Genomic DNA, 26,907 nt, shown 5'->3' on the forward strand with positions numbered 1-26,907 from the left:
GTAGAAGTGTTTGATGCAAACTTTGAAAACAGACCAGAAAGTCAGAAAACTGATAAAGATAATCCGTTAGTGGCTGTAGCGACTATTTTGACAATGGTTCAGAAAAAGCAAGAAACCTTTGTTGAAATGACAGACAGTAAGATTGAAGAATGTCTATCAAAACTGTCTGAAGACCTAAAGCCAAAATGGGGAATCATGACGCCACAACACATGATTGAGCATTTAGAATACACCTATAAAATTGCTTCAGGCGAAATCCAAGATTTTGAAATTTCAACACCAGAAAAGATTTTAGAGAAAGTAAAAAATAGCCTTTGGAATTACGATAAATTTCCAAAGAATAGTCATTTTCCAGACCTAGAGAAGGATACGCTTGATGAATTGAAATATGAAGATTTAGCGACTGCAATTCAAAACTTTAAAGCCCAACGCGAGAAATATTTAGAATACTTTAAAGAACATCCAGATGCCATATTAAGTAATATGGTCTTTGGCGAATTAAATAAATACGAGTGGTATTTGTTAGAGCGTAAACATCTTAATCACCATTTTGAACAATTTGGGTTAATTTAAAAGTAATCATCAATCAATATGAAGCAATTCAGATTAGTTTTAATAAGCCTTTTAATATTTAGCTGTAATTCAAAAAAAAGAGAAAATATATCTGAAGTTTCAGTTGATAATACGTTCAATAATCTCACAAATCTAGTAGACGCTTTCGCTGAGAATATTATAAAAAATGGCAATGCCAATTCTTTCGCAGTAGCCATTTATAAAGATGGCGAAATGTATCAAAATTATTATGGAGAGATAGATAAAGGCGCCAATAACAAACCTGATGATAGCTCGCTTTACGAAATAGCCTCTATAACTAAAACATTTACAGGGTCTTTAGTAGCGAAATCTGTTTTGGCTGGCAAAATTAGTTTAGATGACGATATCCGAAAGTATTTAGATGGTGATTATTCAAATCTAGAATACGAAGGACAGCCAATTACCATAAAACATCTTTTGACTCATAGCATGGGGTTAAAAAATAAACTCACAAAAGGGTTTGAAGCTATAAGAAATAAGGTAACTACTGGCACCTACGATTATAAAACGGATTCCTATACTATAGACGATTTATTGGACGAACTCAAAAACGTTGAGGTCAACAAAAAACCAGGAACGGTCTATGCTTATAATTCTCTTGGTCCTGAATTATTAGCTCATATTTTAGAAAAGGTAAACAAGAAATTATTCAAGGAGCAAATGAATACTTTTTTCAAAGAACTCGGAATGAACGATACCTACCTTGATGAATCCCAAAAACATAAAGAGCGATTGGTAAAAGGTTATAAAGGTGAAATAGAAGAACCTACAGACCATGACCCAGTCTACGGTGCGGCAGGTGGTGCGATTTCAACGCTACCAGATATGGCTAAATATATGCGGTATCTCATTGATAATAAAAACGAAACTTGGGTTAAAGAAGCGTCGCGTGTGCTCTTTACAGACCCAGAAGACGATGAACAAATCGGTTATCTATGGCAAAGTATAGATATTGCAGAAGAGGAAGGCTATTACTATTCAAAAACAGGAACTTCTAACAGAATTCAAAGCGGCATATTAATTTGTCCAGATTCAAATTATGGCATCATTTTAATGGTAAACAACACATCAGATGAAGCCATACGAGATTGGGAATTATTATTTTTTAGAGATATTGAACCTATGGTAATAAAATATCCTAAACTTGACTTATCTTCTGTGTTTAAAACTGATTTCTATGAAAACCCAATTAAAGCCTATAAAAATTTTAGAACCTTAAAAAGCGATACAATAACTTATCATTTTGAATTAAGAGATTTAAATAATTTTGGTTACGACTTATTGAATGAAAAAGAAAACCAAAAATCGATAGAAGTCTTTAAGTTTTTAACTGAAGAATTTCCCAAAAACGCCAACTTTTATGACAGTTTAGGTGAAGCCTATTTTGTCAAAGGAGATTATCAAAATGCATTAATAAGTTTCAAGAAAGCACTAGAGTTAAATCCAGATATGAAAACTTCAAAAGACTATATTAAAAAAATTGAAGACATAATTATAGAAAAATCATGACACAACCATACGTAAATCAAACTATAGAAAACGAAGTAGGATATATCGAGTTTTTTCATCCTGCCCATAATTCACTGCCAGGCGATGTATTGGCTAAACTGGCTAACACAATCAAAGAAGCCGGACAAAACGATGCTATTAAAGTTATTGTTTTAAAAAGTGGAGGCGATAGAACATTTTGTGCTGGTGCAAGTTTTAACGAACTCATCAATATCAACGATGCTGCTACTGGTAAAGTGTTCTTTTCAGGTTTTGCTAATGTCATTAATGCCATGCGCAAATGTCCGAAGTTTATTATTGGACGGATTCAAGGTAAAACCGTTGGTGGTGGCGTAGGACTGGCTGCTTCAACCGATTATTGTATGGGAACAAAGTTTGCCGCAATCAAACTAAGCGAATTAAATATAGGTATCGGGCCATTTGTGGTTGGACCAGCGATAGAGCGAAAGATGGGATTAAGCGCCATGTCGCAAATTGCGATCGATGCCAATTCATTTTACCCTGCAGAGTGGGCAAAACAAAAAGGCTTATTTACGCACGTTTTTGAAAGTACGGAAGAACTAGATAAAGCTGTTAAAGCAACTGCAGAACATTTATGTACCTACAATATTGAAGCCATGTTAGAAATGAAAAAAGTATTTTGGAAAGGTACCGATAATTGGGATGACCTTTTAGCAGAGCGTGCAGAGACTAGTGGTCGATTGGTGCTGTCTGAGTTTACAAAAGAGAAGTTGAAAACTTATAAATAGAAACGTCATTGCGAGGACGAAGTTTAAGCCTATGCTGAGCGCAGTCGAAGTATGGCAATCTCATGTTGAGATTCCTTCACTTTGTTCGGAATGACATTAATTAATATTCATGATTTATTCATTTAAAGGTTACATACCAGTGGTTCACGAATCTAGTTTTGTCCACCCTTTAGCAGCGGTTACTGGAAATGTCATCATCGGAAAAAACTGCTACATTGGTCCGGGCGCTGCAATTCGTGGCGATTGGGGAGAAATCATTTTGGAGGATGGTGTAAACGTACAAGAGAATTGCACCGTACACATGTTTCCTGGTAAATCTATAACGCTTAAAGAAAGAGCGCATGTTGGGCATGGAGCTGTTATTCACGGTGCTAATCTGGGTAGAAATTGCTTGATAGGTATGAACACCGTCATTATGGATGATGCCGAAATTGGTGATGAATCTATTGTCGGTGCTATGGCTTTTGTTAAAGCAGAAACTAAAATTCCAAAACGAAGTTTAGTAGTTGGTAATCCAGCTAAAGTAGTAAAACAGGTTAGTGATGAAATGATTGCATGGAAAACTAAAGGGACGCAATTATACCAACAATTACCTACAGATTGTCATGAGTCTTTAAGAGAAGTTGAGCCACTTCGCGAAGTACCTGAAGAAATGAAAATACAGGATGATGTGTATAAGACACTACGAGAAACCTTCAAAAAGTGAAATTCTAGCCAACAACCAACAGCCAACAGCCAACAACTAAATATTACTCAAATTAAGTTCATTTGTTTCTTTGCCAGTTGAAAGCGTAATGAGACTTTGTACATTACCTAAATAGGGAAGGAGGGTTAGTTTAGATATTATAAAATGTTCATAAGCTTCTATATCTTCAACAACCAACTTTAGTAAGTAGTCAAAATTTCCACTCACGCGATGACACTCTACGATTTCAGGAAAATTATTAATCTCTGTCACAAATTTTTCTAGGAAACTTCTTGTATGCCCTTGGAGCGTAATTCCAATAAAAACTGTAAGTTTTAAACCTATCTTTTTATTGTCTAAAATAGCCACATATTTTTTAATGTAACCTTCTCTCTCGAGCTTTTTAATGCGTTCAAAAACAGGTGACGTTGTCATACCTAACTCATCTGCAATGCTTTTGGTAGTTCTATTACTATTTTGTTGAAGAATACTGAGTATTTGAGTGTCAATTTTATCCAAATTATATGCCATAAGAATTTTATTTTGTGAATTGAGTTAAAAGTAAACATAAAAAGAATAAAATAATTATATAACCAATATTTAAAGAATAATATTCTGTAGTAATTCAATTTAAAAGTATTTAACACAAGAAAAAAGAGATATTAAGTATCTTTATTACTTAAAAAAATATATTCAAATTGGCGAAAATTGAATTTAAAATGCCCAGATTGGGTGAAAGTATTACTGAAGCAGCCATAATCACATGGTTTAAAAATGTTGGTGATTCAATTGAAGAAGATGAAATGCTGTTAGAAGTCGCCACAGATAAGGTGGATTCTGAAGTACCATCTAATGTCTCTGGTGTTATTGAAAAAATTCTGTTTGAAGCCAATGAGGTCATAAAAATAGGTGATACGATTGCAATTATTGAGAGCAATGGCGAAGCCTCAAAATCTGAGCCTAAAAGAGACAGTAAGCCTAAGAAAGAGCAGCCCAAAAAAGAGAAGCCGATGAGGTCATTAAATAGACCGAAAGTAGCACCAACTCAATCTGCAGAAAAGTTTAATATATCGAATTCAAATACCTTCTTTTCACCACTAATTATTTCAATCGCCAAAGAGCATCATATTAGTTTTGAAGAGCTGGCTAGAATTCCTGCAACAGGTGAAGAAGGAAGGTTGCGTAAAAGTGATGTATTTCAATATATAGAAGATGGCAGGCCGTATAAGTTTGCACAACCAATAAGCCAAGACCCAACAGCATACAGAATTCCTCAATTGTCGTTTGATAAAGGCAAAGGAAAAATTATTGAAATGGATAGAATGCGCCAGATGATTGCAGATCATATGGTCTATTCAAAACATACCTCACCTCATGTCACGGCATATGTTGAAGCGGACTTAACCAATATGGTAAATTGGAGAAATGCTAACAAAAAAGCATTTCAGGATAAGTATGACGAAAGACTAACCTTTACACCTTTGTTTTTGGAAGCTGTCGCAAAGGCCATCAAAGATTTTCCAAACATTAATGCATCAGTAGACGGAAAGAATATCATTGTTAAAGAAGATATCAATGTAGGCATGGCAACTGCATTACCTAGTGGTAATTTAATTGTTCCTGTTGTTAAAAATGCTGATACAAAGAGCTTAACTGAATTAGCTAAAGATGTCAATGCTTTGGCCAATAAGGCACGAGAAAATAATTTACAAGCAGACGATATTAAGGGCAGTTCGTTTACCATCTCTAACGTTGGAACTTTTGGAAGTGTCATGGGTACACCAATAATAAACCAACCAGAAGTTGCCATTCTTGCTTTGGGTATCATCAAAAAACGACCTGAAGTAATCGTAACTGAAGATGGAGATGAAATTGCTATAAGAAGTATGATGTACTTATCCTTGTCATTTGATCATCGTGTTGTTGATGGCTTTTTAGGAGGAAGTTTTGTACGTCGTGTAGCAGACTATTTTGAACAGTTTGATATCAATAGAAAAATATAAAGACTTGTCATCTTGAACTAGTTTCAGGATCTCATAAACCTAATAATATGAGCTATAATATTTCAATTTCAAAAGTAGAGAAGTCTAATCTTGATAAGTTAGATTTCAACAATATCCCACTTGGGACGTCATTTACTGACCACATGTTTATCTGTGATTATGAAAATGGAAAATGGGTAAACCCAAGAATAGTGCCTATGGGATTAATTCCAACACATCCTGCTGCAATGGCATTACATTATGGTCAGGCCATCTTTGAAGGTATGAAAGCCTATAAAGATACGGAAGGTACGCCAATGCTGTTCAGACCAGATCAGAATGCTGCAAGGATGAATAAAAGTGCCGATAGAATGGGAATGCCACTATTCCCTGAAGACTTATTTGTGGAAGGATTAAAGGAATTAGTTGGGTTAGAACACAATTGGATTCCACCACAACAGGGAAGCGCATTATACTTAAGACCGTTCATTTATGCGGATGAGCCATTTATTGGAATGCGAGCGGCAACACATTACAAGTTTATTATTATGGCATCTCCCGCTGGTCCATTTTTTAGTAAGCGTATTAAGCTCTGGGCAGAAAAACAATTTATTAGAGCTGCGGAAGGTGGTACTGGAGAGGCCAAAGCTGCTGGTAATTATGCAGCGGCAATTCGTCCTACAGAGTTAGCAAAAGCGAAAGGATATGACCAAGTATTATGGTTAGATGCTGCCGAGCATAAATATATTCAGGAAGTTGGCACCATGAATATCTTCTTCAAGATTGATGGCGAATTCATTACACCAGAGTTAGATGGTTCTGTGTTGCATGGAATTACCAGAGCCAGCGTCATAGAAATGCTACGTTCTATGAATTACGAGGTTACCGAACGAAAAATCACTTTAGAAGAAATAAAGGAAGCTTCAGAAAATGGAACTTTAGAAGAAGCATTCGGAACAGGAACAGCAGTAGGAATTGCTTATATTCAAGAAATTGGACTCGAAGGAGAAACCATTCATGTGTCAGATGAAAGTCCCGTTGGTTTAAAAGTAAATGACACTTTAAATGCCATTAAAACAGGACAATTGGAGGATAAGTTTGGTTGGATGACAAAAGTGAAAAAGGAATTGGCATAGATGAAGAAAAACATTTTAAAGAAAGGGTTCTCAAAACTTTGTACAGCTAAAGCAATGACTGAATTGTACGAAGAAAACTTTAAACAGGTTTCAAAATACGTCCATGCGACTTCTCGAGGGCACGAAGCTATTCAAATTGCATTAGGATTGCAGTTATTACCTCAGGATTATGCATTTCCTTATTACAGAGACGATGCTATGCTGTTATCATTTGGATTAGAACCTTATGATTTAATGTTACAATTGCTGGCAAAAAAAGATGATCCATTTTCAGCAGGAAGATCATATTACTCGCATCCAAGCTTGAAAGATGACGATAAACCAAAAATCCCTCATCAATCTTCGGCTACAGGAATGCAAGCGATTCCAGCAACAGGAGTTGCAATGGGAATGCAATATTTGGAACAACAAGGGCTCAAAAATTCAAATGTCATTCAAAGCGACAGCGAAGAATCTCAACTCAAGCCAATTACAGTTTGTAGTCTTGGTGATGCCTCTGTGACAGAAGGAGAAATCGCTGAAGCTTTCCAAATGGCAGCTTTAAAGCAAATGCCAATTGTATATTTGGTGCAAGACAACGGCTGGGATATTTCAGCTAATGAAGCAGAGACTAGAGCCCAAAATGCGGCTGAATATGCTGCTGGTTTTCATGGTTTGGAAGCCATAACAATAGATGGTGCTAATTTTACAGAAAGTTACGAAGCGATTGAAAAAGTGATTAATACCATACGTGAAGAGCGTCGACCGTTTTTAATACATGCAAAAGTCCCATTATTGAATCATCATACCTCCGGCGTACGAATGGAATGGTATCGTGATGATTTGGATGAAGCAAAATCTAGAGATCCTTATCCAGTAATTAAGCAACAATTGGCAGATGCTGGATTTACTAAAAAGGAGATTAATTCACTAGAAACTTCTGCAATAAAGAAAGTTAAATCAGATTTTGAAAAGGCATTAAAAGCTGAAGATCCAAAACCTGAAGATTTATTTACTCACGATTTTGTGCCAACTCCAATAACTGAAGAAGTAGGGACGAGATCACCAGAAGGTGCGGATAAAGTAGTGATGGTAGATTGTGCTTTATTTGCTGTAGAAGAATTAATGCGAGAGCATAAAGAGTGTTTGTTGTATGGTCAAGATGTTGGTGGACGTTTAGGTGGTGTATTTAGAGAAGCGGCAACTTTAGCACAAAAATTTGGTGATGATCGTGTATTTAATACACCCATACAAGAAGCGTTTATTGTAGGTAGTACGGTTGGTATGTCTGCAGTTGGTTTAAAACCGATTGTTGAAGTACAATTTGCGGATTATATATGGCCAGGATTAAATCAGTTGTTTACTGAAGTCAGCCGCAGTTGCTATTTGTCTAATGGCAAATGGCCAGTCAGTATGATTCTTAGAGTACCAATAGGTGCTTATGGTAGTGGTGGACCTTATCATTCGTCTTCTGTTGAAAGCGTAGTCACAAATATTAGAGGTATTAAAATAGCATATCCAAGTAATGGTGCAGATTTAAAAGGACTAATGAAAGCCGCTTACCACGATCCAAACCCTGTAGTGATATTAGAGCATAAAGGTTTATACTGGTCTAAAGTACCGGGAACTAAAACAGCGACGTCAATTGAGCCCGCAGAAGATTACGTTTTACCATTTGGTAAGGCTTGGGTGCTTCAAGAAATCTGGAAACAGGAAAGCGTTGAAACAATAACTGTTGTCACTTATGGAATGGGTGTACATTGGGCTTACAATGCTTCGGGTGAATTAGATATGCGTGGTCAAATTGAAATCATTGATTTGAGAACTTTGTTTCCTTTAGATGAAGACACTATTATGAAATCGGTTAAGAAAACAGGGAAATGTTTAGTAGTTACCGAAGAGCCTTCTAATAATAGTTTTGCAAGAGCCTTGGCTGGAAAAATTCAGGAAGAATGCTTTAAATATTTGGACGCACCAGTAATGACCATTGGAAGCGAAAATATGCCAGCGATTCCTTTAAACTCTACATTAGAGCAAACTATGATTCCTTCAACGGAAAAGGTAAAAGCTAAGATTGAACAATTAATGAATTACTAGATACAAAAAAGCCTATCCATCGGATAGGCTTCATTCTTAAAAAGATTGTAAGGTATATACTTATATAACTTTTACATTAACTGCGTTTAATCCTTTTTTTCCTTCTGTTAAATCGAATTCTACATTGTCACCTTCTCTTACTTCATCAACTAAACCAGAAATGTGTACAAAATGCTCTTTGTTGTTTCCTTCTTCTGTTATGAATCCAAAACCTTTAGAGTCATTAAAAAATTTTACTGTACCAGTACTCATATTAAAATATATTAAATTAAGTTGCGAAAGTAGTCTAATTAAGTGATATTCAATTATTTTCACCCGTATATTTTCCTAAGAAACAAAAAACAGCATTTAATCACCTAGTCCTTAAGTAGTAAGCTAGTAAAGAAATAGTTAAATAGTTTTACATTTTATATTCAGATAGTGGTTTTGTGAACCTTTCAGGATCGGCAGCTAAATGATATCGTGGGTCATCTACAGCCTCTACTATAACTTCTTCAAATTTAGGACTTCCTTTGCGTAACAATATTTTACAATCTTCACTTAAATGTTTAAGTTTAATAGATTTTCCTTCAGCTTCATACTTTTCGACTAAATTAAAAATCGCTTCTAATGCAGAATGATCGCTTACTCTCGATTCTACAAAATCTATTTCAATATTATCAGGATCGTTTTTTACATCAAACTTTGAATTGAAGTTCTGAATTGACCCAAAAAATAAAGGTCCCCAAATTTCATAGGTTTTTGTACCATCAGGTTGAATTCGTTTTCGTGCTCTAATCATGGTTGCATTTTTCCAGGCAAAAACTAATGCGGAAATTATTACACCAGCAATTACAGCTATAGCTAAATCTTTCCAAACAGTAATAGCGGATACAGCAATTAATACTATAGCATCAGAAATTGGGATTTTTCTAAGTATTCTAAAACTACTCCAAGCGAATGTTCCTATAACAACCATAAACATTACACCTACAAGTGCAGCAATTGGTATTTGCTCAATTAATGGCGCACCAAATAGTACAAAGCAGAGTAGGGCAATAGCAGCAATAGCTCCTGATAAACGACCACGTCCTCCAGAATCTACATTGATTATAGATTGACCAATCATAGCACAACCTCCCATACCTCCAAAGAAGCCATTTAACATATTTGCACCACCTTGGGCAATACACTCTCTGTTACCATTTCCTCTGGTTTCAGTCATTTCATCAATAAGGTTTAGAGTCATTAAAGATTCAATTAAACCAACAGCAGCTAATATGAATGCAGTTGAAAGAATTAAATCCCAATGCCCAGATAAGGTTCCGAATAATCCGAATATTTGCTCTTGAAATTCTGGCAGACTACCCTCTAATCCTTTTCCACCCGTTCCATCTGCTATAAATGAGCCGACAGTACTTACTTCTATACCTCCAAAAATGGTAATACAGGCAACAACTATAATAGCGATTAATGCGGCAGGAATTTTTTTAGTAAGCTTTGGTAAACCATACATAATTGCCATAGTTAAGCCGATAAAGCCCATCATTTTCCAGAAAGCTGCGTTTGAAAATAAAGCGGAAATCCATTCTGAAGTACTGTCTAAAAATGAAATATCTTTAGGAACTGCATTGGGAAATAAGCCTAATTGCGAAAGGAAAATAACAATAGCTAATCCATTAACAAAGCCCATCATTACAGGGTGAGGTATCAGTCTTACAAACTTACCTAGCTTAAATACACCTGCTAATATTTGAATGCCTCCAACAAAAAGTAGTGTTATAAATAGCCATTGTAACCCTAAGTTTTCAACTGGTGTGTCTAGCGTTAATCCCACTTCATTTCCTTTTTGAATAAGGTGAACCATAACAACTGCCATAGCACCTGTAGCACCAGAAATCATACCTGGTCGTCCACCGAATAAAGCAGTTACAATACCCATCATAAAAGCACCATAGAGTCCAACTAAAGGGTCAACACCTGCAACAAATGCAAATGCTACAGCTTCAGGAACTAAAGCTAAAGCAACAGTTAAACCAGAGAGAATGTCATTCTTTGGGTTTTGTGTAAAGTTTTTTCTAGTAGTTTGGCCTAATATCATAATACTTGTCCTTAAAAGTCGGCAAAGATATAGTATTTAGATTTATAGCCTAATCAAATAACATAAACAAAAAAAGCACCAGATATCTGGTGCTTTTTATTATATAAGAATTCTGTTTATCCTCTTTCTGGTGGGAATTGCTCTAAAGTCTTAGCGACAAATTCTTTAATTCTAGCTTCTTTTTTTTCTACATTTCTCGTAACTAAATAACCTGTTCCTGAACCTTGCCATATGAGTTCTTTCTGAGCTGTATCTACAAAGTCTATAAAGAGTATACCTTCTGTTTTAGTTGAAACTTGGTTGCCTCCTCTCCAGCCAGGTCCCCAGCCCCAGCCCCAGCCACCGAAGCCTCCCCAGCCCCAAGCACCAGCTCCCCAAGCATTGTTGTAAATATCTACTCGTTGGGTTGATTTAGTAAAAATACTTATAAGCATATCTGGATTTTCGGATTTTGTCATACCTTTTGCCAATAGCTCGGCTTCAATTGCTCTTAAGATTCGGCGTTTGTCAAGATCGCTAATCTCGGCTTTATCAATGCCTGGCTTAAAAAAAGCAAAGGTTTTGTAATTGTCAAAATTTGCTTCTCTATCATAATCTGCTGCAACTCTAACAGAGCTACAAGACGATAGAAGAATGGCAAATACTAAAATCGGTGTAAGTTTAAGTAACTTCTTCATATTCCTTTTTTTTAATTTGTTTCTAATAAATTATTATCTACTTCATTTGGTAAGGTCACCTTTAAGTTAGGTTCAGTTTCCATGGCGCGTTTAATAGCAAAAATTGCGCCTTCATTTCTCGCCCAACTTCGTCTTGAGATCCCATTATTAACATCCCAAAAGAGCATTTGTTTTAGTCGTGTTGATGCTTCTTTACTACCATCAAGAACCATGCCGAATCCGCCATTTATAACTTCGCCCCAACCTACACCACCACCGTTATGTATACTTACCCAAGTAGCTCCTCTAAAACTATCACCAATAACGTTATGAATGGCCATATCTGCTGTAAAACGAGAGCCATCATAAATATTGCTCGTTTCTCTATACGGTGAATCTGTACCAGATACATCATGATGATCTCTTCCAAGAATCACTTCATCAATTTCACCATTGGCAATTGCTTGGTTAAAGGCTTCTGCAATTTTCATTCTTCCTTCTGCGTCTGCGTATAATATTCTGGCTTGTGAACCTACAACTAATTTGTTTTCTTGAGCGCCTTTTATCCATTGAATATTATCAGCCATCTGCTGCTGAATTTCCTGAGGTGAGTTTTGCATAATCTCTTCCAGAACTTCACAGGCAATTTCGTCTGTTTTAGCTAAATCTTCTGGTTTTCCTGAAGCACAAACCCATCGGAAAGGACCAAAACCATAATCAAAACACATCGGTCCCATAATGTCTTGAACATAACTTGGATATTTAAATTCACGACCTATTGTTGGGTTTTCAGACATTACATCTGCACCAGCTCTAGAAGCTTCTAATAAGAAAGCGTTTCCGTAATCAAAGAAGTAAGTGCCTTTTGCTGTATGTTTGTTGATAGCATCAGCATGCTTTTTAAGACTTTCCTGAACTTTTACCTTGAATTTTTTAGGATTATTAGCCATCATTTCATTGGATTCTTCAAAAGATAAACCGACTGGATAATAGCCTCCCGCCCATGGGTTGTGAAGCGACGTTTGATCACTTCCTAAGTCGATATAAATATTGGCATCATCGAATTTTTCCCAAACATCAACTATGTTGCCTAGATAAGCTATTGAGATTGTTTCTTTTTCAGCTTTCGCTTTATTAACTCGCGCAACAAGTTGATTTAAATCTGTTATTTTTTCATCAATCCAACCTTGATCAAGTCGTACCTGAGTTATTTTTGGATTAACCTCTGCACATACCGTAATACAGCCTGCAATATTTCCAGCCTTCGGTTGTGCCCCAGACATACCACCTAAACCAGAAGTCACAAATAAGTTGCCTTTAGGTTCTTTGTTAATTTTACGAAAGCCATTTAAAACAGTAATTGTGGTACCGTGAACAATACCTTGTGGACCAATGTACATGTAGCTTCCTGCTGTCATTTGGCCATATTGTGTTACACCTAATGCGTTGAATTTTTCCCAATCATCTGGCTTAGAATAGTTAGGAATCATTATTCCGTTTGTTACCACAACTCTTGGAGCTTCTTTATGAGACGGGAATAAACCCATAGGATGTCCTGAATACATAACAAGTGTTTGGTTGTTATTCATTTCAGCCAAATACTTCATGGTTAATCTATACTGTGCCCAATTTGAGAATACACCACCATTTCCGCCATAAGTTATTAATTCGTGCGGATGCTGGGCAACGGCATTGTCTAGATTGTTCTGAATCATAAGCATAATTGCTGCTGCTTGTTTTGACTTGGCAGGATATTCTTCAATTGGTCTAGCGTACATTTTATAATCTGGTCTAAGGCGATACATGTAAATACGACCATAAGTGGCTAATTCATTTTTAAACTCTGGCAATAACGTTTTGTGATGTTTCTTGTCGAAATACCGTAGAGCATTACGAAGGGCTAATTTTTCTTCTTCAGTATTAAGAATAGCTTTTCGCTTTGGTGCATGATTTATTGAAGAATCATAGGTTCTGGGTTGAGGTAAAACTTCTGGAATACCTTCTAAAACTTGATCTTTGAATGATAATGTTGTTGTTTGCATTACTTTTTTTTTAAAGTATTCTTGTTAAAACCATAAGGGCAATGTCTGCATCCGCTTTCGCAACAATAACCACGTTTTAAGTGGTATTGTTCGGTAAAACAGCGATAACCTTCTGGCGTTAGGTAGTAATCTCCGTCTTCAATTTGGACATATTTCTTCATGGTTTACAAAGATAATGTAAATTGGATTGATTTTCGAATGGGATATAGCGTGATACTAATTTCAAAATATATTGTACCAAGAGGTTATTTAGGAATAACTATTTTTCCTTTTATGTTTTTAAAATTTAAAGAATTAAAAGGACATACTGTTTTGATTAATCATGAAAAAATTCATTTGAAACAGCAGCTTGAGTTACTAATTATTCCTTTTTTTATGGTTTATACTTTAGAGTTTTTTATTCGTTTGATAAAATACAGAAACTGGAACTTAGCTTATAGAAATATCTCATTTGAGCGTGAAGCTTTTAGAAATGAAAAAGACCTTAATTATTTACAATCAAGGCCTTTGTTCAATTTTATTAATTTTGTTAGAAAATAATTTTCTCTATTTTCTCTTTACCATCAATCAATTTTATCCTTACGAATAATGCTGAATCACTAGGTTCTAATGTGTTAATAGAAAAGTAATCATCATTTACTAATTGGTTGGAGAATAATGTTCTGCCCAATATGTCATAAACCTCAATAGATTCGATATTCTGGTAATATGATTTTACAATTACAGTTTCTTCATCTTCAAATACTTTAATTCCAGAAGAGGTATCAAAAGTTGCGATATTTAGTCTGTTATTAGTGAACCTTAAAATAAATCTATCATTTATAATTCCTGTTTCACTTGTAAATGTGTAAGGTGAGTTTCTTAAATTATGAGTTACTCCACTCACGAGATCATCAATATAAATATCTTGTTCATTATCATTAAATAATCCTTGGAGTGTATTTATACCAATTGTTTGAATTCCTGCTTCGGTAATATTCAAACCTAATGGTACTTCGTCTGTATCCAAAAATGGAAGTTGACGACCTTGAATTAAATAGGTGTCATCATTAATTAAGGAATAAAGATTTAAGCCATTACCTTGTGTTGTTTTTGCATCATACATTCTATCTTCGCTGTTAGTGGCACCATTAACGTAGGCAATTAGAGTTGTATTAGTTTCTCCTGATGGACTTAAATAATCTAGCCAAATACTATGTTTGTTTTCAGTACTTTCATCATTACTGTCCGAATTTCTGTAAAATTGGTCATTGGCATGTGCACTGCTACGCATACTATTATCAAACGTTACAGATTCAGTTGTCGTACCTGTGTCATTCATTAGAACAAAAAAGCCTTGTCCGGCAGCAATATTACCATTAAAACCAACTGGAGTTGATACACCAGCAGAATTATACGCAATATAGTCTGCAACATTGTAGTTAAGAACAAAATCGTCATAAAAAGGATCAGGATTGCCTGCACCTATATCGGTTCCGTGCGTCCATAAATAAACAAAACCATCTATAAAAGAATTAGCAGGTAAATTTAAAAAATCTATGGCGTCTATAGCTGAAGGATAAGGGTTTCCAACTAAATTCCAATTATCATCGTCTGCTGTAACTAATAAATTATCACCACCAGGTATTGGTTGAAAAGTATAATTTATTCCTGTATAGTCGCCATGTACAATGGCTTGTGTAATCACACCATTATTTGGTGTGCCGTTGAAGGTTGCAGTGAATGGTGACGGTGCAGCAGGATATCCATTAGGACCTCTTATAATGTAACCTTTTCCAATATCCATAGCTCCAGTATTATAGCCTTGCCATTCACCAAAAGTCATATTGCCAGGTGGGCCTATTCCTTGAAATAATGTTGGAACCCATTCATATTTAAAGCCATTTGGTGTTCCTGGTGAAATATTTTCAACATTAAAAATATCCACAGGAGAAGACCAGTAGACATAATCATTAAGTCTCATATTTGCTGTTCTATCCATTGTAAACGTACCATTAACAGTATTTGCGACATCATTTACTTGAATTAAACTGCCTGTATCTTCAATGGCATAGACTCCACCAGCATCTACTACAATATCTTTAGTGATTGTTAATGTAGAATTTGCTTGTTGGATTAGAGTAGCGCCATTTTGTATAATTAAACTACAACCTTTCCCATCTGTAGTACCATTAATAATTGGGTTATTAGCTGTTGAAGGTATAGTTATCGCATCGGCATTTGTTGGAACACCCTCAGGTGTCCAGTTGCTTGCCGTTGCCCAATCCGTATTAGTTGAGCCGTCCCAGGTTTTATCACCCGCAAACGATACACTACCAGATAAATCTCCTGGTTGTGCGATACAGGTTGCGTTACTCAACGCAGTAACGGTATATGTATCAGAGGCATTTGGAACTACACTGAACGTGTAAGGACTAGAACCAGCGTAATTGGTTACTGTCACAGGAGTAGTACCATTCGTATAAGTGAATGTCCAGGGGGCTGTTCCTGTTAGGTCAATAGTAAGATTTACACTTTCATCACAAATCGAACCTCTACCATCAATAAATGCTGTTGGTATTTCATTAATTACAAAATCCGCCTGTGTTCTTGTGCCAGGACTACCAGAACAAGCTGCCCAAAAACTATAAGTGCCTGCTGTATTTGTGTTTGTTAAACCTGAGCCAGGAAGACCAACAGGATCAAAATTATCCCCTGTTGCAATAGGAGTTCCTCCAATAGGTGTTGTATACCATTCCATAACTCCATTTGAACCTCCAAATAGAGAACCAGGACCGGTCATGTTCCAGGTGTATGTTCCAGTGTGAGTAACTCCAGACCCATATTTAGATGTGATTAAAGTATAAGTTACTCCTGCTGTTAATGTGACATTTAACTGAGGCTGAAGCGCTGGTCCTGAATCATCATCACCTAATATCCATGTCCCAGTAGCACATGACCCAGGAACAAATAATCCATCGCCTAATACTAAATAACCCATGGCATCAAAATAAGGAACAGGAGTTGCAAGAGTGAAAATATACACTCCAGTAACGTCAACTGAGAAGTCAATTGTATCATAAGTTGATGTTCCTGTTGTAAAACCACAGTTAGGTTCAGAACCTCCACCAAGAATTGGTAAATCAGGATTTAATGCAACAGGACTAGTTGCTGCATCTATTGCTCCAGTAAGTGATGAGCCTAAATTTATGGTTACACTGCAAGAACCAGAAGCTGTTAAGTCCTGTGAAGCTTCTCCTGTGCAAATAGTTACTCCCGCTGTTGTTGGAGGAATAGCTGGCGTAGAAAAAGTTTCTGGACCAATCCATTGTCCTGAGCCATCACCACCACCACAAACAGATCTTACCCAAACATAATAAGTAGTACCTTGATTGAGACCCGTTACATTTACGAATGTGGTTGAATTATTTGTAGTGCCAGTTCCAGGTAAGTTAAAATTTGGTGGGTTTGTATTAGTCGTTACTAAATATTCGTACCCAGTTCCTGGGGCAGGTGCGGCCGCTTCCCAACTTATGGTAGCGCTTGTTCCTAAAACAGCAGAAACTGCCACGTTTGAAGGGTCATCACCACAAGGTAAAGGTAAAACTTCTAGCGTATAATCTTCAGCTTCTCCAATAGGACCAGTAGGGTCAAAAACACATGAAGCAGGGGTTGTTTCCCGAAGATCTGCTAAGACTCTAATTCTATATGTGCCCACTGCTAAACCAGGCGGTATTGAATATATAATTGCAAAACCACCAATATAGCCTGCAGAATTAAAAATTTCTTCATCGGCATCTAAAAAATCTCCATCATTATTAAGATCGATCCATACACCAGCTCCCATACCATCACCTGTATTAAAATTTCCAACAAAATCTATGTTTTGTCCTGCAGTTTGCGAAACGGTTTGTGTTGCTGTATAATCTGTATATCCACCTGGAGTGTAATCAGTTGCATTAGAGAAGTTTGTAACTCCACCAGTTGATTCAAATAAATCTATAAAATTTGCACTAGTGGCGCCTGCGGTTGGTGTACAATATGTGGTTCCCGTTGTTGTGTCATTTCCAGTTAGCGGAGCTGTAGCGTTATAAACAGGGCCGTTTACACAGTTTGAATTATTAAAAGCGTAGATGAAGAAGTAGTATTGAGAACTTGCATTTAAACCACTTGCTGTAAAAGATAGATTACTATCGTTGTCTATTACGGTATTGCCACCAAGTACTACGCTACCAATGGCATAATTTGTGACATTTACTGGCGCCGCTGGGGCAGTGCCCGTAGTATTCATTAAAACCAAATAGCTATCGGCAGTAGCAGCAGTAAAACTCGCAGAGATACTACTACCAGTAATGGTTCCAAAAGTTAAAGCAGTAGGCTGATTAACAGGAGCTATACAATTTGGCGGTGTCCCTACAATCAATGTGTAATCTTCTGCTTCTGATCGATCATCAAATCCACAATTGGAAACATTATTTTCGGTTCTATCACCTCTTACACGCATTCTGTAGTTGCCGTTAGCCGTTCCCCCTGGAATATTAAAACTTCCATTAGCGTTTGTTGTTGCATTTCCATTAAAGACTTCTTCGCCCGCATCGTCAAAATCAAAATCATTGTTCCAATCTACCCAAATAATTGATTCCATATTAGTAGGACTAACTATCGAGAAATTAATCGTACCTCCCGCTACTTGAGTTACAGCCATTCCCGTAAAGTCCCCATATCCTCCGGTTGAAAATCCAGAATTTAAATTACTAATATCTACAGGTGCGCCTGTCGTTGAGAAACCGTCAATAAAAAAGGCTGGATCCGTAGAAGAAGGTGTACAATATTGCGCTTCGACTTGGGTATGTATAAAAACTGTAAAAACAGCAAATAAAAGTATTTTTTTATGCATATTAGTTTTACTTTTAAGCTGAGGTTAAGTAGATGATTACTCATGAACTTTTAGGTAGATTTTTTGACTAGGGGATCAAAAATTTATTCGAAAATAAATCACAGTAAAGTAAAGATAAAAAAATCTTTAAGAAACTGCGAAAATTTTAATATAATCATATTCTCCATTTTAGACCTAATTACCAGTATAATATCGACTAAATGTTAAATATAATAGACGAACGCATTAAGTATTCTGATTTTGAGTTAGTTATACGTCGAGAAGATTTAATTCATAAGCATGTTTCGGGCAACAAATACCGCAAACTAAAGTACAATATTTTGGAAGCGAAAAAGCTGCGAAAAGGAACGATTTTAACCTTCGGAGGAGCCTATTCAAATCACATCGCTGCAACCGCTTTTTCTGGTCAAATAAATGGTCTGAAAACAATCGGAATGATTAGAGGGGAAGAGTTAGATAAGCGGATCGATTCTAACCCAACTTTATCCTTTGCTGAAAGCTGCGGAATGAAGTTGGTTTTTATAGATAGAGCAACTTATAAAAATAAAACAAATGAAGCATTTATTAGTTCTTTAGAATCGGATTTTGGTGATTTCTATTTAATACCAGAAGGCGGCACTAACGATTTTGCTGTTAAAGGCTGTGAGGAGATTTTAAAACCAGAAGATTCAAAATACGACTTTATCTGTGTGGCAGTAGGAACAGGTGGTACTATTTCTGGTATCATTAATGCCTCTGATAACCATCAAAATATTTTGGGTTTTCCAGCCTTAAAAGGTGATTTTTTAATGGAAGATATTCGTAAATTTGCAAAACAAAATAATTGGAAATTAATTACCGATTACCATTTTGGTGGATATGCCAAAATAAACACTGAATTAGTTACGTTTATTAATCAGTTTAAAAGGAAATATAGTATTCCACTAGACCCTATTTATACTGGGAAAATGCTATTCGGTATTTTTGATTTAATTGATAAAAGATACTTTGCAAAAGATTCTAGAATATTAGTTATTCATACAGGTGGATTGCAAGGTATAGCTGGAATGAACCAACTTTTGAGTCAAAAAAATATGCCACAAATTATAATATGAGAATACAGTTGAGATACATTATAGTTTTGATGATTTTTATGGTAGCAAGTTGCGGGCCAAAGAAGGGTATTGTAACTAAAAAGAAGTCAGATAAAAATAAAAGCGAAATCTCAAAAGAGACTAAAGAAATTGATAAAACTTCTTCGGGTAAGGAAATTAAGAATACAACAAAGGCTCCATCCAATACCGAGACTTATATAAAGATATATGCTGATATTGCTATGGTAGAAATGCGAAGATCAAAAATTCCAGCGAGTATTACATTAGCACAAGGAATATTAGAATCAGCTTCAGGAAGAGGAAGATTAGCAGTTGAGGCAAATAATCATTTTGGAATAAAGTGTCATGGTTGGAAAGGAAAGAAAATTTATCATGATGATGATCGTTCACAAGAATGTTTTAGAAAGTATAATTATGCAAAGTCCTCTTATGAGGACCATTCAGAGTTTTTAACCACAAGAAAACGTTATTCAAAACTTTTTGAGCTAAAACCAAATGATTATAAAGGTTGGGCAAAAGGTCTAAAAGCAGCTGGTTATGCCACAGACCGTAAATATCCTGCTAAATTAATTAGTCTTATCGAACGCTACCAATTATACAAATATGATAATTTGGTTTTAGGAAAAACTGTTAATAAAAACAACATTGTAGATATTATTACACATGTTGTAGTTAAAGGTGATACGCTTTATTCGCTATCAAAAAAGTATAATACTACAGTAGACGCCATAAAAGTGAAAAATAATTTAAATTCTAACGACCTACATATAGGTCAAGAATTAATAATAGCAAATAATTAGATATGTTATATCAAAGAAGTAGCGCTTTATTTAAGGCTGCAAAAGAAGTGATTCCTGGAGGTGTTAACTCACCAGTACGTGCTTTTAATGCTGTAGGAGGCACTCCAATATTTGCAAAATCTGCTAAAGGCGCATATGTATATGATGAAGATGGTAATCGATTTATAGATTATATAAACTCTTGGGGACCAATGTTGTTAGGTCATGCATTTCCACCTGTAGTAGACGCGGTAATTGAAAAGACCAAAGCAGGAACTTCCTTTGGTATGCCTACAGCACTAGAGACTGAAATAGCTGAATTGGCTGTTTCTATGGTGCCAAATATTGATAAAATTAGATTTGTTAATTCTGGTACAGAAGCCTGTATGAGTGCAATTCGATTAGCGAGAGGATTCTCCAAAAAAGATAAGATTATAAAATTTGCTGGTTGTTATCATGGTCATAGTGATTCATTTTTAATAGCTGCAGGTAGTGGTGCTGTTACTTTTGGAACACCTAATAGTCCAGGCGTCACTGAAGGTACTGCGAAAGACACGTTATTGGCCAAATACAATGATTTAGATAGTGTAAAGTTACTTATAGAATGTAATAAAGATGAAATTGGGGCAATAATTGTTGAACCTGTAGCGGGAAACATGGGTTGTATACCACCACAACCAGGATTTTTAGAAGGACTTAGGAGCTTATGCGACAGCAATAATATCTTATTGATTTTTGATGAAGTCATGACAGGATTTAGGCTTGCCAAAGGAGGAGTACAAGAGTTGAAGAACGTTAATGCAGATGTGGTTTGTTTTGGCAAAGTAGTTGGTGGAGGTTTACCAGTTGGTGCATTTGCCGCCAGAGATGAAATAATGAATTATTTGGCACCTGTAGGGCCAGTATATCAGGCAGGAACTTTGAGCGGTAATCCACTAGCAATGGCTGCGGGTTTGGCGATGCTTAAGGCAATTAAAAATGATAAAGGCTTGATGAATCGGTTAGAAGAAAAAACTAAGTATCTACATAATGGAATTTCTGAAGCATTAAAGCGTAATAATGTGACTCACACCATAAACAGAATCGGCTCAATGATTTCTGTTCATTTTATAGAAGATGACGTTGTTGATTTTGAAACTGCAGCGAAAGGAAATAATGAGACGTTTAGAGCGTTTTTTCATGGTATGTTAAAGAAAGGGATTTACATAGCACCTAGTGCTTTTGAGTCTTGGTTTATTACTGATGCCCTAACATATCAAGATTTAAACGAGACTATTTCAGCAGTTGATGAAATTGTGAAAGATTTATAAATAAAAAAGGCCTCACAGAATGTGAGGCCTTTTTTATTTATTGCTCAAAAGTTAAATACCGTTCATATTGTTCTTGAGTTAAAATACTTCTTATTTTATCATCGAACTGTTTTTCTATTTTGGCTTTTACTTCAGTTTTATTCTCAGTAACCTTTTTTAAATTAACGTTGGCTTGCACATACTCTTTCAGAGCTTCATAAACTAGATCACGTTGATCATTATCAAATTTTACATATTTTCTTAACGCTTCAGTCTTTTCAGAAGCCTCTGCATTTACTTCTATTTTAGATTGTCCCATCACAGACTCCGTACCAAGAATCATTACAAAAGCAAATAGACAAAGTGTAATTATTTTTTTCATCAATAGATTATTTAGTTAATTTGGTTACTAAAGTAACATTTTTTTTAATTATGTAAAAAAAGCATTACGAGGTAATGCTTTTAATTCTTTTATATTTATTAAAATTATCCTTTTTTTAATTGATTAGATTTTACTTTAGGCTTCTTACCATACATTTTTTCATACTTTAAGAACTGCTTTTCAGTAAGAATTTCTTTCATTTTTTCTGTGGTCTCTTTTTGCTGATCTAAAACCTTCATTTTAATTTTTTTGTAATCTTCTTTAGATACTTTTTTACCAGACTGTTTCATTTTCATACGTTCAGATCTAGTTTCTTGATTTACTTTTGATTTTTCTAACAAGACTTCATATACCTGTGTTTGCTGTACTGAAGATAAATTCAACATTTTGGTCATTTTTTTTGTTTCCCTTGCAGCAATATCCTCAGGAGACTTTACCTCTTTTTTTTGAGCTACTTTTTCACCAGTAACCGTTTGTTTCTCCTGTGCTATACCATTTAAGGTAAATAAGGCAATCATTATAAGAACTAATTTTTTCATTTTTATATTGTTTAATATATGTCTGTACGACATAATTATTATATGATCTAAATGTAATATTTTTTTAAAGAGAGTAACAAACAAATAGTAAGTTTTTGCTCTGTAATGCGCTGTGATGCAGATATTTTCGATGTTTGGAATTGTAAATGGCTATTAATGGATACAGAAAGATCAATTTTAATATCTTGTGGAAACAATTTTAATTTTAATATGCCGTATTGGGTAAGTACCTTAATTTTAATATTAGTAATCTATATTGTTATTAGTATTGCGCTATATTATTTACAGGATTATGTGCTATTTAAACCAGAAAAGCTGTCAAATGATTTTCGATTTGATTATGAAAACCAGAAAACTAAAGAGTATAATTTAGAAACAAGAGACGGTGCAGAAATAAATGGCTTGCGTTTCTTTCCTAAAAGGAGAAAGTAAAGGCGTGTTTTTGTATTTAAAAGGAAATTCAAAAAGTATTAAAGGTTGGGGCAAATTTGCTGTAGATTTTACAAGGCATGGTTATAATGTTTTAATTGTAGATTATCGCGGTTTTGGTAAAAGTACTGGAAAGCGATCTCAAAAAGCAATAAACCGTGATTTGCAGTTGGTCTATAACAAAATAAAAGAGCTCACTTCTGAAGAGCGCATAATTTTGTATGGTAGATCTCACGGTTCTGGTTTTGCTACAAAATTAGCGTCCATGAATAATCCTAAAATGCTAATATTAGATGCGCCATATTATAGCTTAACGAAGGTTACGGCAAGGTATGCGCCATTTATGCCATTATCGTTGCTAATGAAATATCCATTACCAACATATAAATGGCTAAAATATGTTCAATGTCCTATCCATATTATCCATAGAACACATGATAAGTTAATTCCTTATAAGTCTAGTGTTAAATTAGCACAGATTAAACCTAAACTTACTAAGCTATATACAATGATAGGAGGTGGGCACAAAAACTTAAATAATTTTGAGTCTTATCATAAGATGCTAGATGATATATTAAATAGTGAGCCAAAAACCATAGACCTAGAAATTACCAGTATCAATGGCATTCATACTTCAAAAAATTCAAAAAAGAAAGCTTAAAAAGTATGTTATTGTACTTTTAGTTTTATACACTATGATAGGTTCTGCACTGTATTTATTTCAGGAAAAATTATTATTCTTACCAACAAGTCTAGAGCAAGACTTTGTATATGAGTTTGACCATGATTTTGAGGAATTATTTCTAGTAACTGAGGATGATGTTGTAATTAATGCGTTACATTTTAAGGCAGAAAATCCTATTGGAGTTATTCTATATTTTAATGGGAATGCTGGTGATTTAAGTCAATGGGGAAAAATAACTGAAAAATTTGTGGATTTAAAGTACGATGTTTTTGTAATGGATTACAGGACATATGGTAAAAGTACGGACGAAATAGGTGAAATTGCACTTTACAATGATGCTCAATATTGTTATAATTACCTCTTGAATCAATATTCTGAAAATCAAATCACCTTATATGGGAGATCTCTCGGAACCGGATTGGCTTCTTATTTAGCTGTAAATAATAATCCATTACAATTAATCTTGGAAACGCCATATTACAGTATTGTGGATGTGGCCAAGAAACGATTTCCAATTTTTCCTGTGAAACAAGTATTAAAGTATCAATTTCCTAATTACGAGTATCTTCCTATGGTTAATTGTCCAATTACGATACTTCATGGAACCAAGGATAGTGTTGTGCCTTATTCTTCAAGTGTAAAACTTTCTGAATTAAATTTAGATAATTTAGAGTTTGTAACGATTGACAACGGAGAGCATAACAATCTATCTGAGTTCAAAGATTATCAGAATGCTATTGGTAAAGTATTAAAATAAAAAAGGCTTCAATTACTATTGAAGCCTTTTTTAATACTACTATTCTATAAATTAATCTTTAGGATCTAAAATATTATTTACGCGTTCTATTGCATCAGCAATATGGATTCTGCTCATTGCATCTCCACCACGCGCATTTCTTAATTGAGAGCGTAATGCTTTTAACTCTGCTCGAACAACAGCTCTAATGTCAGATTGACTAACATCTACAGATGTTCCACCAAAGAAACGTCTAAACGCTGCCGGAATATTTTGTTCTTCAGTCATTATATACTCCATGCGCTCAATGTATGCACGCTGTAAATTACGTCTGTAAATATCTATTTTTCTACCTGTACGTAATTCGGTAAACAGACCACGACGTAAATCGCGCATCATTTCATACATACCATATGCATCATTACCATTTAGAGTTTCATTTTCTAGCATACGAGCCATTCTACCGAAGTCTAGCATGTTATTAAGTGTTCTAGTTTGTATACCTCTAACACGCTCAATACTACCTGCGCTTTCAATTTTATTAAAGATATTTTCATCTAACATCCAATCTGGAGTGGTAAATAATTGATCCTGAATAAATTTCATTGCTTTTTTCTGATGATCTTTCGGTACATGCGTATATACTGCTCCTTCTTGGTCGTAGGTTTTGTAATGTTCATAAACACCACCAATATTAGAAGCAACATGGCCCATATATCTATTAAACTGTCCAAGTACTTGACCATACATAGTTTCTAAGTCGTCATAGTTCTTTCCGTCTTCTGCGGTCCATTCTATTAAGTTTGGAACAATACGCTGTAAGTTTTTAATACCATACTCACTAGCTAATACGGCATCATCTCCTAAGTCTTCAGTTTGAGAACTTGGGTCTACAACACCAAATTGTTGTCTTCCAAATCTATACATTGGGTCTCCAGCGTGTTCTAAGATCCAACTATCAAGAGTTTTCTTCTCATCTTGTGCAGTTTCTGCATCTAGAATTGGTCTGTAACCCCAATTAATAGCATACTTATCATAGATTCCTATATTTGGCATTAAAGCAACGCCTTCATCACCAGGCTGAGCCACGTAATTGAAACGTGCATAATCCATTATTGATGGGGCAGTACCAAATTTCTTTGTGAATTCAGGATCTCTTAATTTCTCTACAGGATAAGCTACACTGCTTCCCATATTGTGAGGTAATCCTAGTGTGTGACCTACTTCGTGGGCAGACACAAATCGGATTAAACGACCCATAACTTCATCCTTAAAAGCAACACCGCGAGCATCAGGATTAATAGCCGCTGTTTGAACAAAGAACCAGTTACGTAGTAATGTCATTACGTTATGGTACCAGTTGATATCACTTTCTAAAATTTCACCTGAACGTGGGTCACTAACATGTGGTCCATTAGCATTTGGTATTGGAGACGCTAAATAACGCACTACTGAATAACGAGCATCCTCAGGAGACCAATCAGGGTCTTCTTCTGGTGTTGGAGGATCTTTAGCTATAATAGCTTCTTTAAATCCTGCGGCTTCAAAGGCCACTTGCCAATCTTCTATACCTTGCTTGATATATTTTTTCCATTGATCTGGTGTAGCTCTATCTATGTAGTATACAATTTGTTTTTTTGGAACTACAAGCTCACCTCTTTTAAACTTTTCAATATCTTCATCTCTTACTTCTAATCTCCAGCGATCTAAATACGTAACTCTTTTACTTTCTTGAGCCGCTAAACCATAATCTGTGGTGCCGCTTGTAAACCAACCAACACGTTGATCAAACATACGACGTTGCATAGGTACTTTAGGTAATAAAATCATTGAGTTATTTATCTCTAAAGTGATTGCGCCAGTATTAGAATTCGATGGCGGTTGACCTGCTGAATAAGTTTTAACTGTGCGCGATTCTATATTCGTAGGATATGATTTAATCGTTTCAATATAAGATAGCTGACCATCTAAACGCGTAATTCTGTATTGTTGCCTTCTTCGTTGAGGAAATCCTAGAGGTTTTACATCTTTAGAGAATAAATTTGTAACATCAATTACGATATTTGACGAATCTTTGCTAAATGCTTGTATTGGAAATGTTGCAATGACAGGTTCGAAGTTAGAATTAACAACGGCTTCATGAACTGGTAACGAATCCGCCGCAACGACTTGGTGAGATACCATTCGTAACAAAACTTTTTTATCCTTCTTCTGCCAACGGAGCACTTGTTCACTAAGTTTTCCACCCCCAAAACCTAGACCAGCTGCGGTTTTAGAAATACGCGTTACCATTAACATTTCACGTTCAAAGAGTGAATCAGGAATTTCGTAGAAATACTTATCATCAACTTTGTGAACGGCAAAAAGACCTTCGTCAGTTTTAGCGTCTTTGGTAATGACTTTGTTATAAGGTTTTGGATCGTTTTTACCAGGTTTTTTGGCTGCTGGTTTTGCCATCGCTGTGGCATCAGTTTTTTTTGATTTACTAGCTTTCTTGGCTGTAGAACAAGAAAATGCTAAAAATGCGGAAACAAAAAAAAGTAGTTTGATTGTTAGGTTTTTCACTATTGTCAGTTTTAAAGAATTTCC

23 protein-coding genes and 1 pseudogene are annotated in these 26,907 nt (G+C 35.4%); 14 read left to right on the plus strand and 10 right to left on the minus strand.

The window, feature by feature from the left end:
- The 4 genes and pseudogenes from ACTG3Y_RS06810 to ACTG3Y_RS06825 form a co-directional block, all read left to right on the plus strand.
- Nucleotides 1–573, plus strand: a pseudogene (locus ACTG3Y_RS06810) (phenylacetic acid degradation bifunctional protein PaaZ); the annotation flags it as partial.
- Between the two features lie 18 nt (nt 574–591).
- The gene (locus ACTG3Y_RS06815) at nt 592–2,103 is read left to right on the plus strand and encodes a serine hydrolase (RefSeq protein ID WP_439152176.1); all 1,512 of its coding nucleotides are present in this window, start codon (nt 592–594) and stop codon (nt 2,101–2,103) included.
- Nucleotides 2,100–2,852, plus strand: coding sequence for an enoyl-CoA hydratase/isomerase family protein (locus tag ACTG3Y_RS06820; protein ID WP_439152177.1), 753 nt, complete (start codon nt 2,100–2,102; stop codon nt 2,850–2,852). The genes ACTG3Y_RS06815 and ACTG3Y_RS06820 overlap by 4 nt, the downstream gene beginning before the upstream one ends.
- Before the next feature lie 109 nt (nt 2,853–2,961).
- On the plus strand, nt 2,962–3,558 hold the full coding sequence (locus ACTG3Y_RS06825) for a transferase hexapeptide repeat family protein (RefSeq protein ID WP_439152178.1): 597 nt from the start codon (nt 2,962–2,964) through the stop codon (nt 3,556–3,558).
- 36 nt (nt 3,559–3,594) lie between these two features.
- Here the strand turns inward: ACTG3Y_RS06825 and ACTG3Y_RS06830 are convergent, their stop codons facing one another.
- Nucleotides 3,595–4,068 carry an Lrp/AsnC family transcriptional regulator gene (locus tag ACTG3Y_RS06830; RefSeq protein ID WP_439152179.1) on the minus strand — a complete coding sequence of 158 codons (474 nt, stop codon included), beginning with the start codon at nt 4,066–4,068 and terminating at the stop codon, nt 3,595–3,597.
- Between the two features lie 158 nt (nt 4,069–4,226).
- Here ACTG3Y_RS06830 and ACTG3Y_RS06835 point away from each other — a divergent pair, with 158 nt between their 5' ends.
- From ACTG3Y_RS06835 to ACTG3Y_RS06845, 3 genes are read left to right on the plus strand one after another with little or no spacing between them, the layout of a single operon-like run.
- Nucleotides 4,227–5,540, plus strand: coding sequence for a dihydrolipoamide acetyltransferase family protein (locus ACTG3Y_RS06835; RefSeq protein ID WP_439152209.1), 1,314 nt, complete (start codon nt 4,227–4,229; stop codon nt 5,538–5,540).
- A 47-nt stretch (nt 5,541–5,587) separates the two neighbouring features.
- Entirely contained in the window at nt 5,588–6,655 is a 1,068-nt protein-coding gene (locus tag ACTG3Y_RS06840; protein WP_439152180.1) for a branched-chain amino acid aminotransferase, read from the plus strand.
- Nucleotides 6,656–8,731, plus strand: a complete 2,076-nt coding sequence (locus ACTG3Y_RS06845) for an alpha-ketoacid dehydrogenase subunit alpha/beta (protein ID WP_439152181.1) — start codon at nt 6,656–6,658, stop codon at nt 8,729–8,731.
- Nucleotides 8,732–8,791: 60 nt separating this feature from the next.
- On the opposite strand, the gene ACTG3Y_RS06850 is transcribed toward ACTG3Y_RS06845, so the two are convergent.
- The 5 genes from ACTG3Y_RS06850 to ACTG3Y_RS06870 all read right to left on the minus strand — a co-directional run bounded on the left by ACTG3Y_RS06850 (nt 8,792) and on the right by ACTG3Y_RS06870 (nt 13,670).
- The gene (locus ACTG3Y_RS06850; protein WP_439152182.1) at nt 8,792–8,983 is read right to left on the minus strand and encodes a cold-shock protein; all 192 of its coding nucleotides are present in this window, start codon (nt 8,981–8,983) and stop codon (nt 8,792–8,794) included.
- Nucleotides 8,984–9,131: 148 nt separating this feature from the next.
- Nucleotides 9,132–10,811, minus strand: a complete 1,680-nt coding sequence (locus ACTG3Y_RS06855; protein ID WP_439152183.1) for a SulP family inorganic anion transporter — start codon at nt 10,809–10,811, stop codon at nt 9,132–9,134.
- Between the two features lie 116 nt (nt 10,812–10,927).
- Nucleotides 10,928–11,488, minus strand: coding sequence for a DUF4136 domain-containing protein (locus ACTG3Y_RS06860; RefSeq protein ID WP_439152184.1), 561 nt, complete (start codon nt 11,486–11,488; stop codon nt 10,928–10,930).
- Between the two features lie 11 nt (nt 11,489–11,499).
- Nucleotides 11,500–13,509, minus strand: a complete 2,010-nt coding sequence (locus ACTG3Y_RS06865; protein WP_439152185.1) for a urocanate hydratase — start codon at nt 13,507–13,509, stop codon at nt 11,500–11,502.
- Complete coding sequence (locus ACTG3Y_RS06870; RefSeq protein ID WP_179374975.1) at nt 13,509–13,670, minus strand: DUF5522 domain-containing protein; 162 nt, start codon at nt 13,668–13,670, stop codon at nt 13,509–13,511. The genes ACTG3Y_RS06865 and ACTG3Y_RS06870 overlap by 1 nt, the downstream gene beginning before the upstream one ends.
- On the opposite strand from ACTG3Y_RS06870, the gene ACTG3Y_RS06875 reads away from it, so the two are divergent.
- Nucleotides 13,669–14,049, plus strand: a complete 381-nt coding sequence (locus tag ACTG3Y_RS06875) for a hypothetical protein (protein ID WP_439152186.1) — start codon at nt 13,669–13,671, stop codon at nt 14,047–14,049. The genes ACTG3Y_RS06870 and ACTG3Y_RS06875 overlap by 2 nt on opposite strands.
- On the opposite strand, the gene ACTG3Y_RS06880 is transcribed toward ACTG3Y_RS06875, so the two are convergent.
- Nucleotides 14,039–18,385, minus strand: a complete 4,347-nt coding sequence (locus tag ACTG3Y_RS06880; protein WP_439152187.1) for a GEVED domain-containing protein — start codon at nt 18,383–18,385, stop codon at nt 14,039–14,041. The two genes, ACTG3Y_RS06875 and ACTG3Y_RS06880, sit on opposite strands and share 11 nt — an antisense overlap.
- A gap of 200 nt (nt 18,386–18,585) precedes the next feature.
- Here ACTG3Y_RS06880 and ACTG3Y_RS06885 point away from each other — a divergent pair, with 200 nt between their 5' ends.
- Genes ACTG3Y_RS06885 through hemL form a run of 3 tightly spaced genes read left to right on the plus strand, consistent with a single transcriptional unit; the run spans nt 18,586 to nt 21,568 of the window.
- The gene (locus ACTG3Y_RS06885) at nt 18,586–19,479 is read left to right on the plus strand and encodes a 1-aminocyclopropane-1-carboxylate deaminase/D-cysteine desulfhydrase (RefSeq protein ID WP_439152188.1); all 894 of its coding nucleotides are present in this window, start codon (nt 18,586–18,588) and stop codon (nt 19,477–19,479) included.
- The gene (locus ACTG3Y_RS06890) at nt 19,476–20,279 is read left to right on the plus strand and encodes a glucosaminidase domain-containing protein (RefSeq protein WP_439152189.1); all 804 of its coding nucleotides are present in this window, start codon (nt 19,476–19,478) and stop codon (nt 20,277–20,279) included. Before ACTG3Y_RS06885 ends, ACTG3Y_RS06890 begins: the two co-directional genes overlap by 4 nt.
- A gap of 2 nt (nt 20,280–20,281) precedes the next feature.
- Nucleotides 20,282–21,568, plus strand: coding sequence for a glutamate-1-semialdehyde 2,1-aminomutase (gene hemL / locus ACTG3Y_RS06895; protein ID WP_439152190.1), 1,287 nt, complete (start codon nt 20,282–20,284; stop codon nt 21,566–21,568).
- Nucleotides 21,569–21,605: 37 nt separating this feature from the next.
- Here hemL and ACTG3Y_RS06900 read toward each other — a convergent pair whose 3' ends face one another.
- Nucleotides 21,606–21,929 carry a hypothetical protein gene (locus ACTG3Y_RS06900; protein WP_439152191.1) on the minus strand — a complete coding sequence of 108 codons (324 nt, stop codon included), beginning with the start codon at nt 21,927–21,929 and terminating at the stop codon, nt 21,606–21,608.
- A gap of 104 nt (nt 21,930–22,033) precedes the next feature.
- A complete protein-coding gene (locus tag ACTG3Y_RS06905) occupies nt 22,034–22,468 on the minus strand; it encodes a hypothetical protein (RefSeq protein WP_439152192.1) in 435 nt (144 codons plus the stop codon).
- A 156-nt stretch (nt 22,469–22,624) separates the two neighbouring features.
- Between ACTG3Y_RS06905 and ACTG3Y_RS06910 the strand changes: the two genes are divergently transcribed.
- From ACTG3Y_RS06910 to ACTG3Y_RS06920, 3 genes are read left to right on the plus strand one after another with little or no spacing between them, the layout of a single operon-like run.
- Complete coding sequence (locus ACTG3Y_RS06910) at nt 22,625–22,900, plus strand: hypothetical protein (protein WP_439152193.1); 276 nt, start codon at nt 22,625–22,627, stop codon at nt 22,898–22,900.
- A complete protein-coding gene (locus ACTG3Y_RS06915) occupies nt 22,866–23,558 on the plus strand; it encodes an alpha/beta hydrolase (RefSeq protein ID WP_439152194.1) in 693 nt (230 codons plus the stop codon). The genes ACTG3Y_RS06910 and ACTG3Y_RS06915 overlap by 35 nt, the downstream gene beginning before the upstream one ends.
- On the plus strand, nt 23,518–24,339 hold the full coding sequence (locus ACTG3Y_RS06920; RefSeq protein ID WP_439152195.1) for an alpha/beta hydrolase: 822 nt from the start codon (nt 23,518–23,520) through the stop codon (nt 24,337–24,339). Before ACTG3Y_RS06915 ends, ACTG3Y_RS06920 begins: the two co-directional genes overlap by 41 nt.
- Nucleotides 24,340–24,390: 51 nt before the next feature.
- Here the strand turns inward: ACTG3Y_RS06920 and ACTG3Y_RS06925 are convergent, their stop codons facing one another.
- On the minus strand, nt 24,391–26,886 hold the full coding sequence (locus ACTG3Y_RS06925) for a zinc-dependent metalloprotease (protein ID WP_439152210.1): 2,496 nt from the start codon (nt 26,884–26,886) through the stop codon (nt 24,391–24,393).
- Nucleotides 26,887–26,907 lie beyond the last annotated feature (21 nt).

It is taken from the genome of Winogradskyella sp., assembly GCF_965656915.1.
In the GTDB taxonomy this organism is placed as follows: domain Bacteria; phylum Bacteroidota; class Bacteroidia; order Flavobacteriales; family Flavobacteriaceae; genus Winogradskyella.

Bases quoted from the DNA above. Each gene is read 5' to 3' on its own strand.
- ACTG3Y_RS06815 (WP_439152176.1), top strand. From the start codon at position 592: ATGAAGCAATTCAGATTAGTTTTAATAAGCCTTTTAATATTTAGCTGT.
- ACTG3Y_RS06820 (WP_439152177.1), top strand. From the start codon at position 2,100: ATGACACAACCATACGTAAATCAAACTATAGAAAACGAAGTAGGATAT.
- ACTG3Y_RS06825 (WP_439152178.1), top strand. From the start codon at position 2,962: ATGATTTATTCATTTAAAGGTTACATACCAGTGGTTCACGAATCTAGT.
- ACTG3Y_RS06830 (WP_439152179.1), bottom strand. From the start codon at position 4,068: ATGGCATATAATTTGGATAAAATTGACACTCAAATACTCAGTATTCTT.
- ACTG3Y_RS06840 (WP_439152180.1), top strand. From the start codon at position 5,588: ATGAGCTATAATATTTCAATTTCAAAAGTAGAGAAGTCTAATCTTGAT.
- ACTG3Y_RS06845 (WP_439152181.1), top strand. From the start codon at position 6,656: ATGAAGAAAAACATTTTAAAGAAAGGGTTCTCAAAACTTTGTACAGCT.
- ACTG3Y_RS06850 (WP_439152182.1), bottom strand. From the start codon at position 8,983: ATGAGTACTGGTACAGTAAAATTTTTTAATGACTCTAAAGGTTTTGGA.
- ACTG3Y_RS06855 (WP_439152183.1), bottom strand. From the start codon at position 10,811: ATGATATTAGGCCAAACTACTAGAAAAAACTTTACACAAAACCCAAAG.
- ACTG3Y_RS06860 (WP_439152184.1), bottom strand. From the start codon at position 11,488: ATGAAGAAGTTACTTAAACTTACACCGATTTTAGTATTTGCCATTCTT.
- ACTG3Y_RS06865 (WP_439152185.1), bottom strand. From the start codon at position 13,509: ATGCAAACAACAACATTATCATTCAAAGATCAAGTTTTAGAAGGTATT.
- ACTG3Y_RS06875 (WP_439152186.1), top strand. From the start codon at position 13,669: ATGGTTTACAAAGATAATGTAAATTGGATTGATTTTCGAATGGGATAT.
- ACTG3Y_RS06870 (WP_179374975.1), bottom strand. From the start codon at position 13,670: ATGAAGAAATATGTCCAAATTGAAGACGGAGATTACTACCTAACGCCA.
- ACTG3Y_RS06880 (WP_439152187.1), bottom strand. From the start codon at position 18,385: ATGCATAAAAAAATACTTTTATTTGCTGTTTTTACAGTTTTTATACAT.
- ACTG3Y_RS06885 (WP_439152188.1), top strand. From the start codon at position 18,586: ATGTTAAATATAATAGACGAACGCATTAAGTATTCTGATTTTGAGTTA.
- ACTG3Y_RS06890 (WP_439152189.1), top strand. From the start codon at position 19,476: ATGAGAATACAGTTGAGATACATTATAGTTTTGATGATTTTTATGGTA.
- hemL (WP_439152190.1), top strand. From the start codon at position 20,282: ATGTTATATCAAAGAAGTAGCGCTTTATTTAAGGCTGCAAAAGAAGTG.
- ACTG3Y_RS06900 (WP_439152191.1), bottom strand. From the start codon at position 21,929: ATGAAAAAAATAATTACACTTTGTCTATTTGCTTTTGTAATGATTCTT.
- ACTG3Y_RS06905 (WP_439152192.1), bottom strand. From the start codon at position 22,468: ATGAAAAAATTAGTTCTTATAATGATTGCCTTATTTACCTTAAATGGT.
- ACTG3Y_RS06910 (WP_439152193.1), top strand. From the start codon at position 22,625: ATGGATACAGAAAGATCAATTTTAATATCTTGTGGAAACAATTTTAAT.
- ACTG3Y_RS06915 (WP_439152194.1), top strand. From the start codon at position 22,866: ATGGCTTGCGTTTCTTTCCTAAAAGGAGAAAGTAAAGGCGTGTTTTTG.
- ACTG3Y_RS06920 (WP_439152195.1), top strand. From the start codon at position 23,518: ATGGCATTCATACTTCAAAAAATTCAAAAAAGAAAGCTTAAAAAGTAT.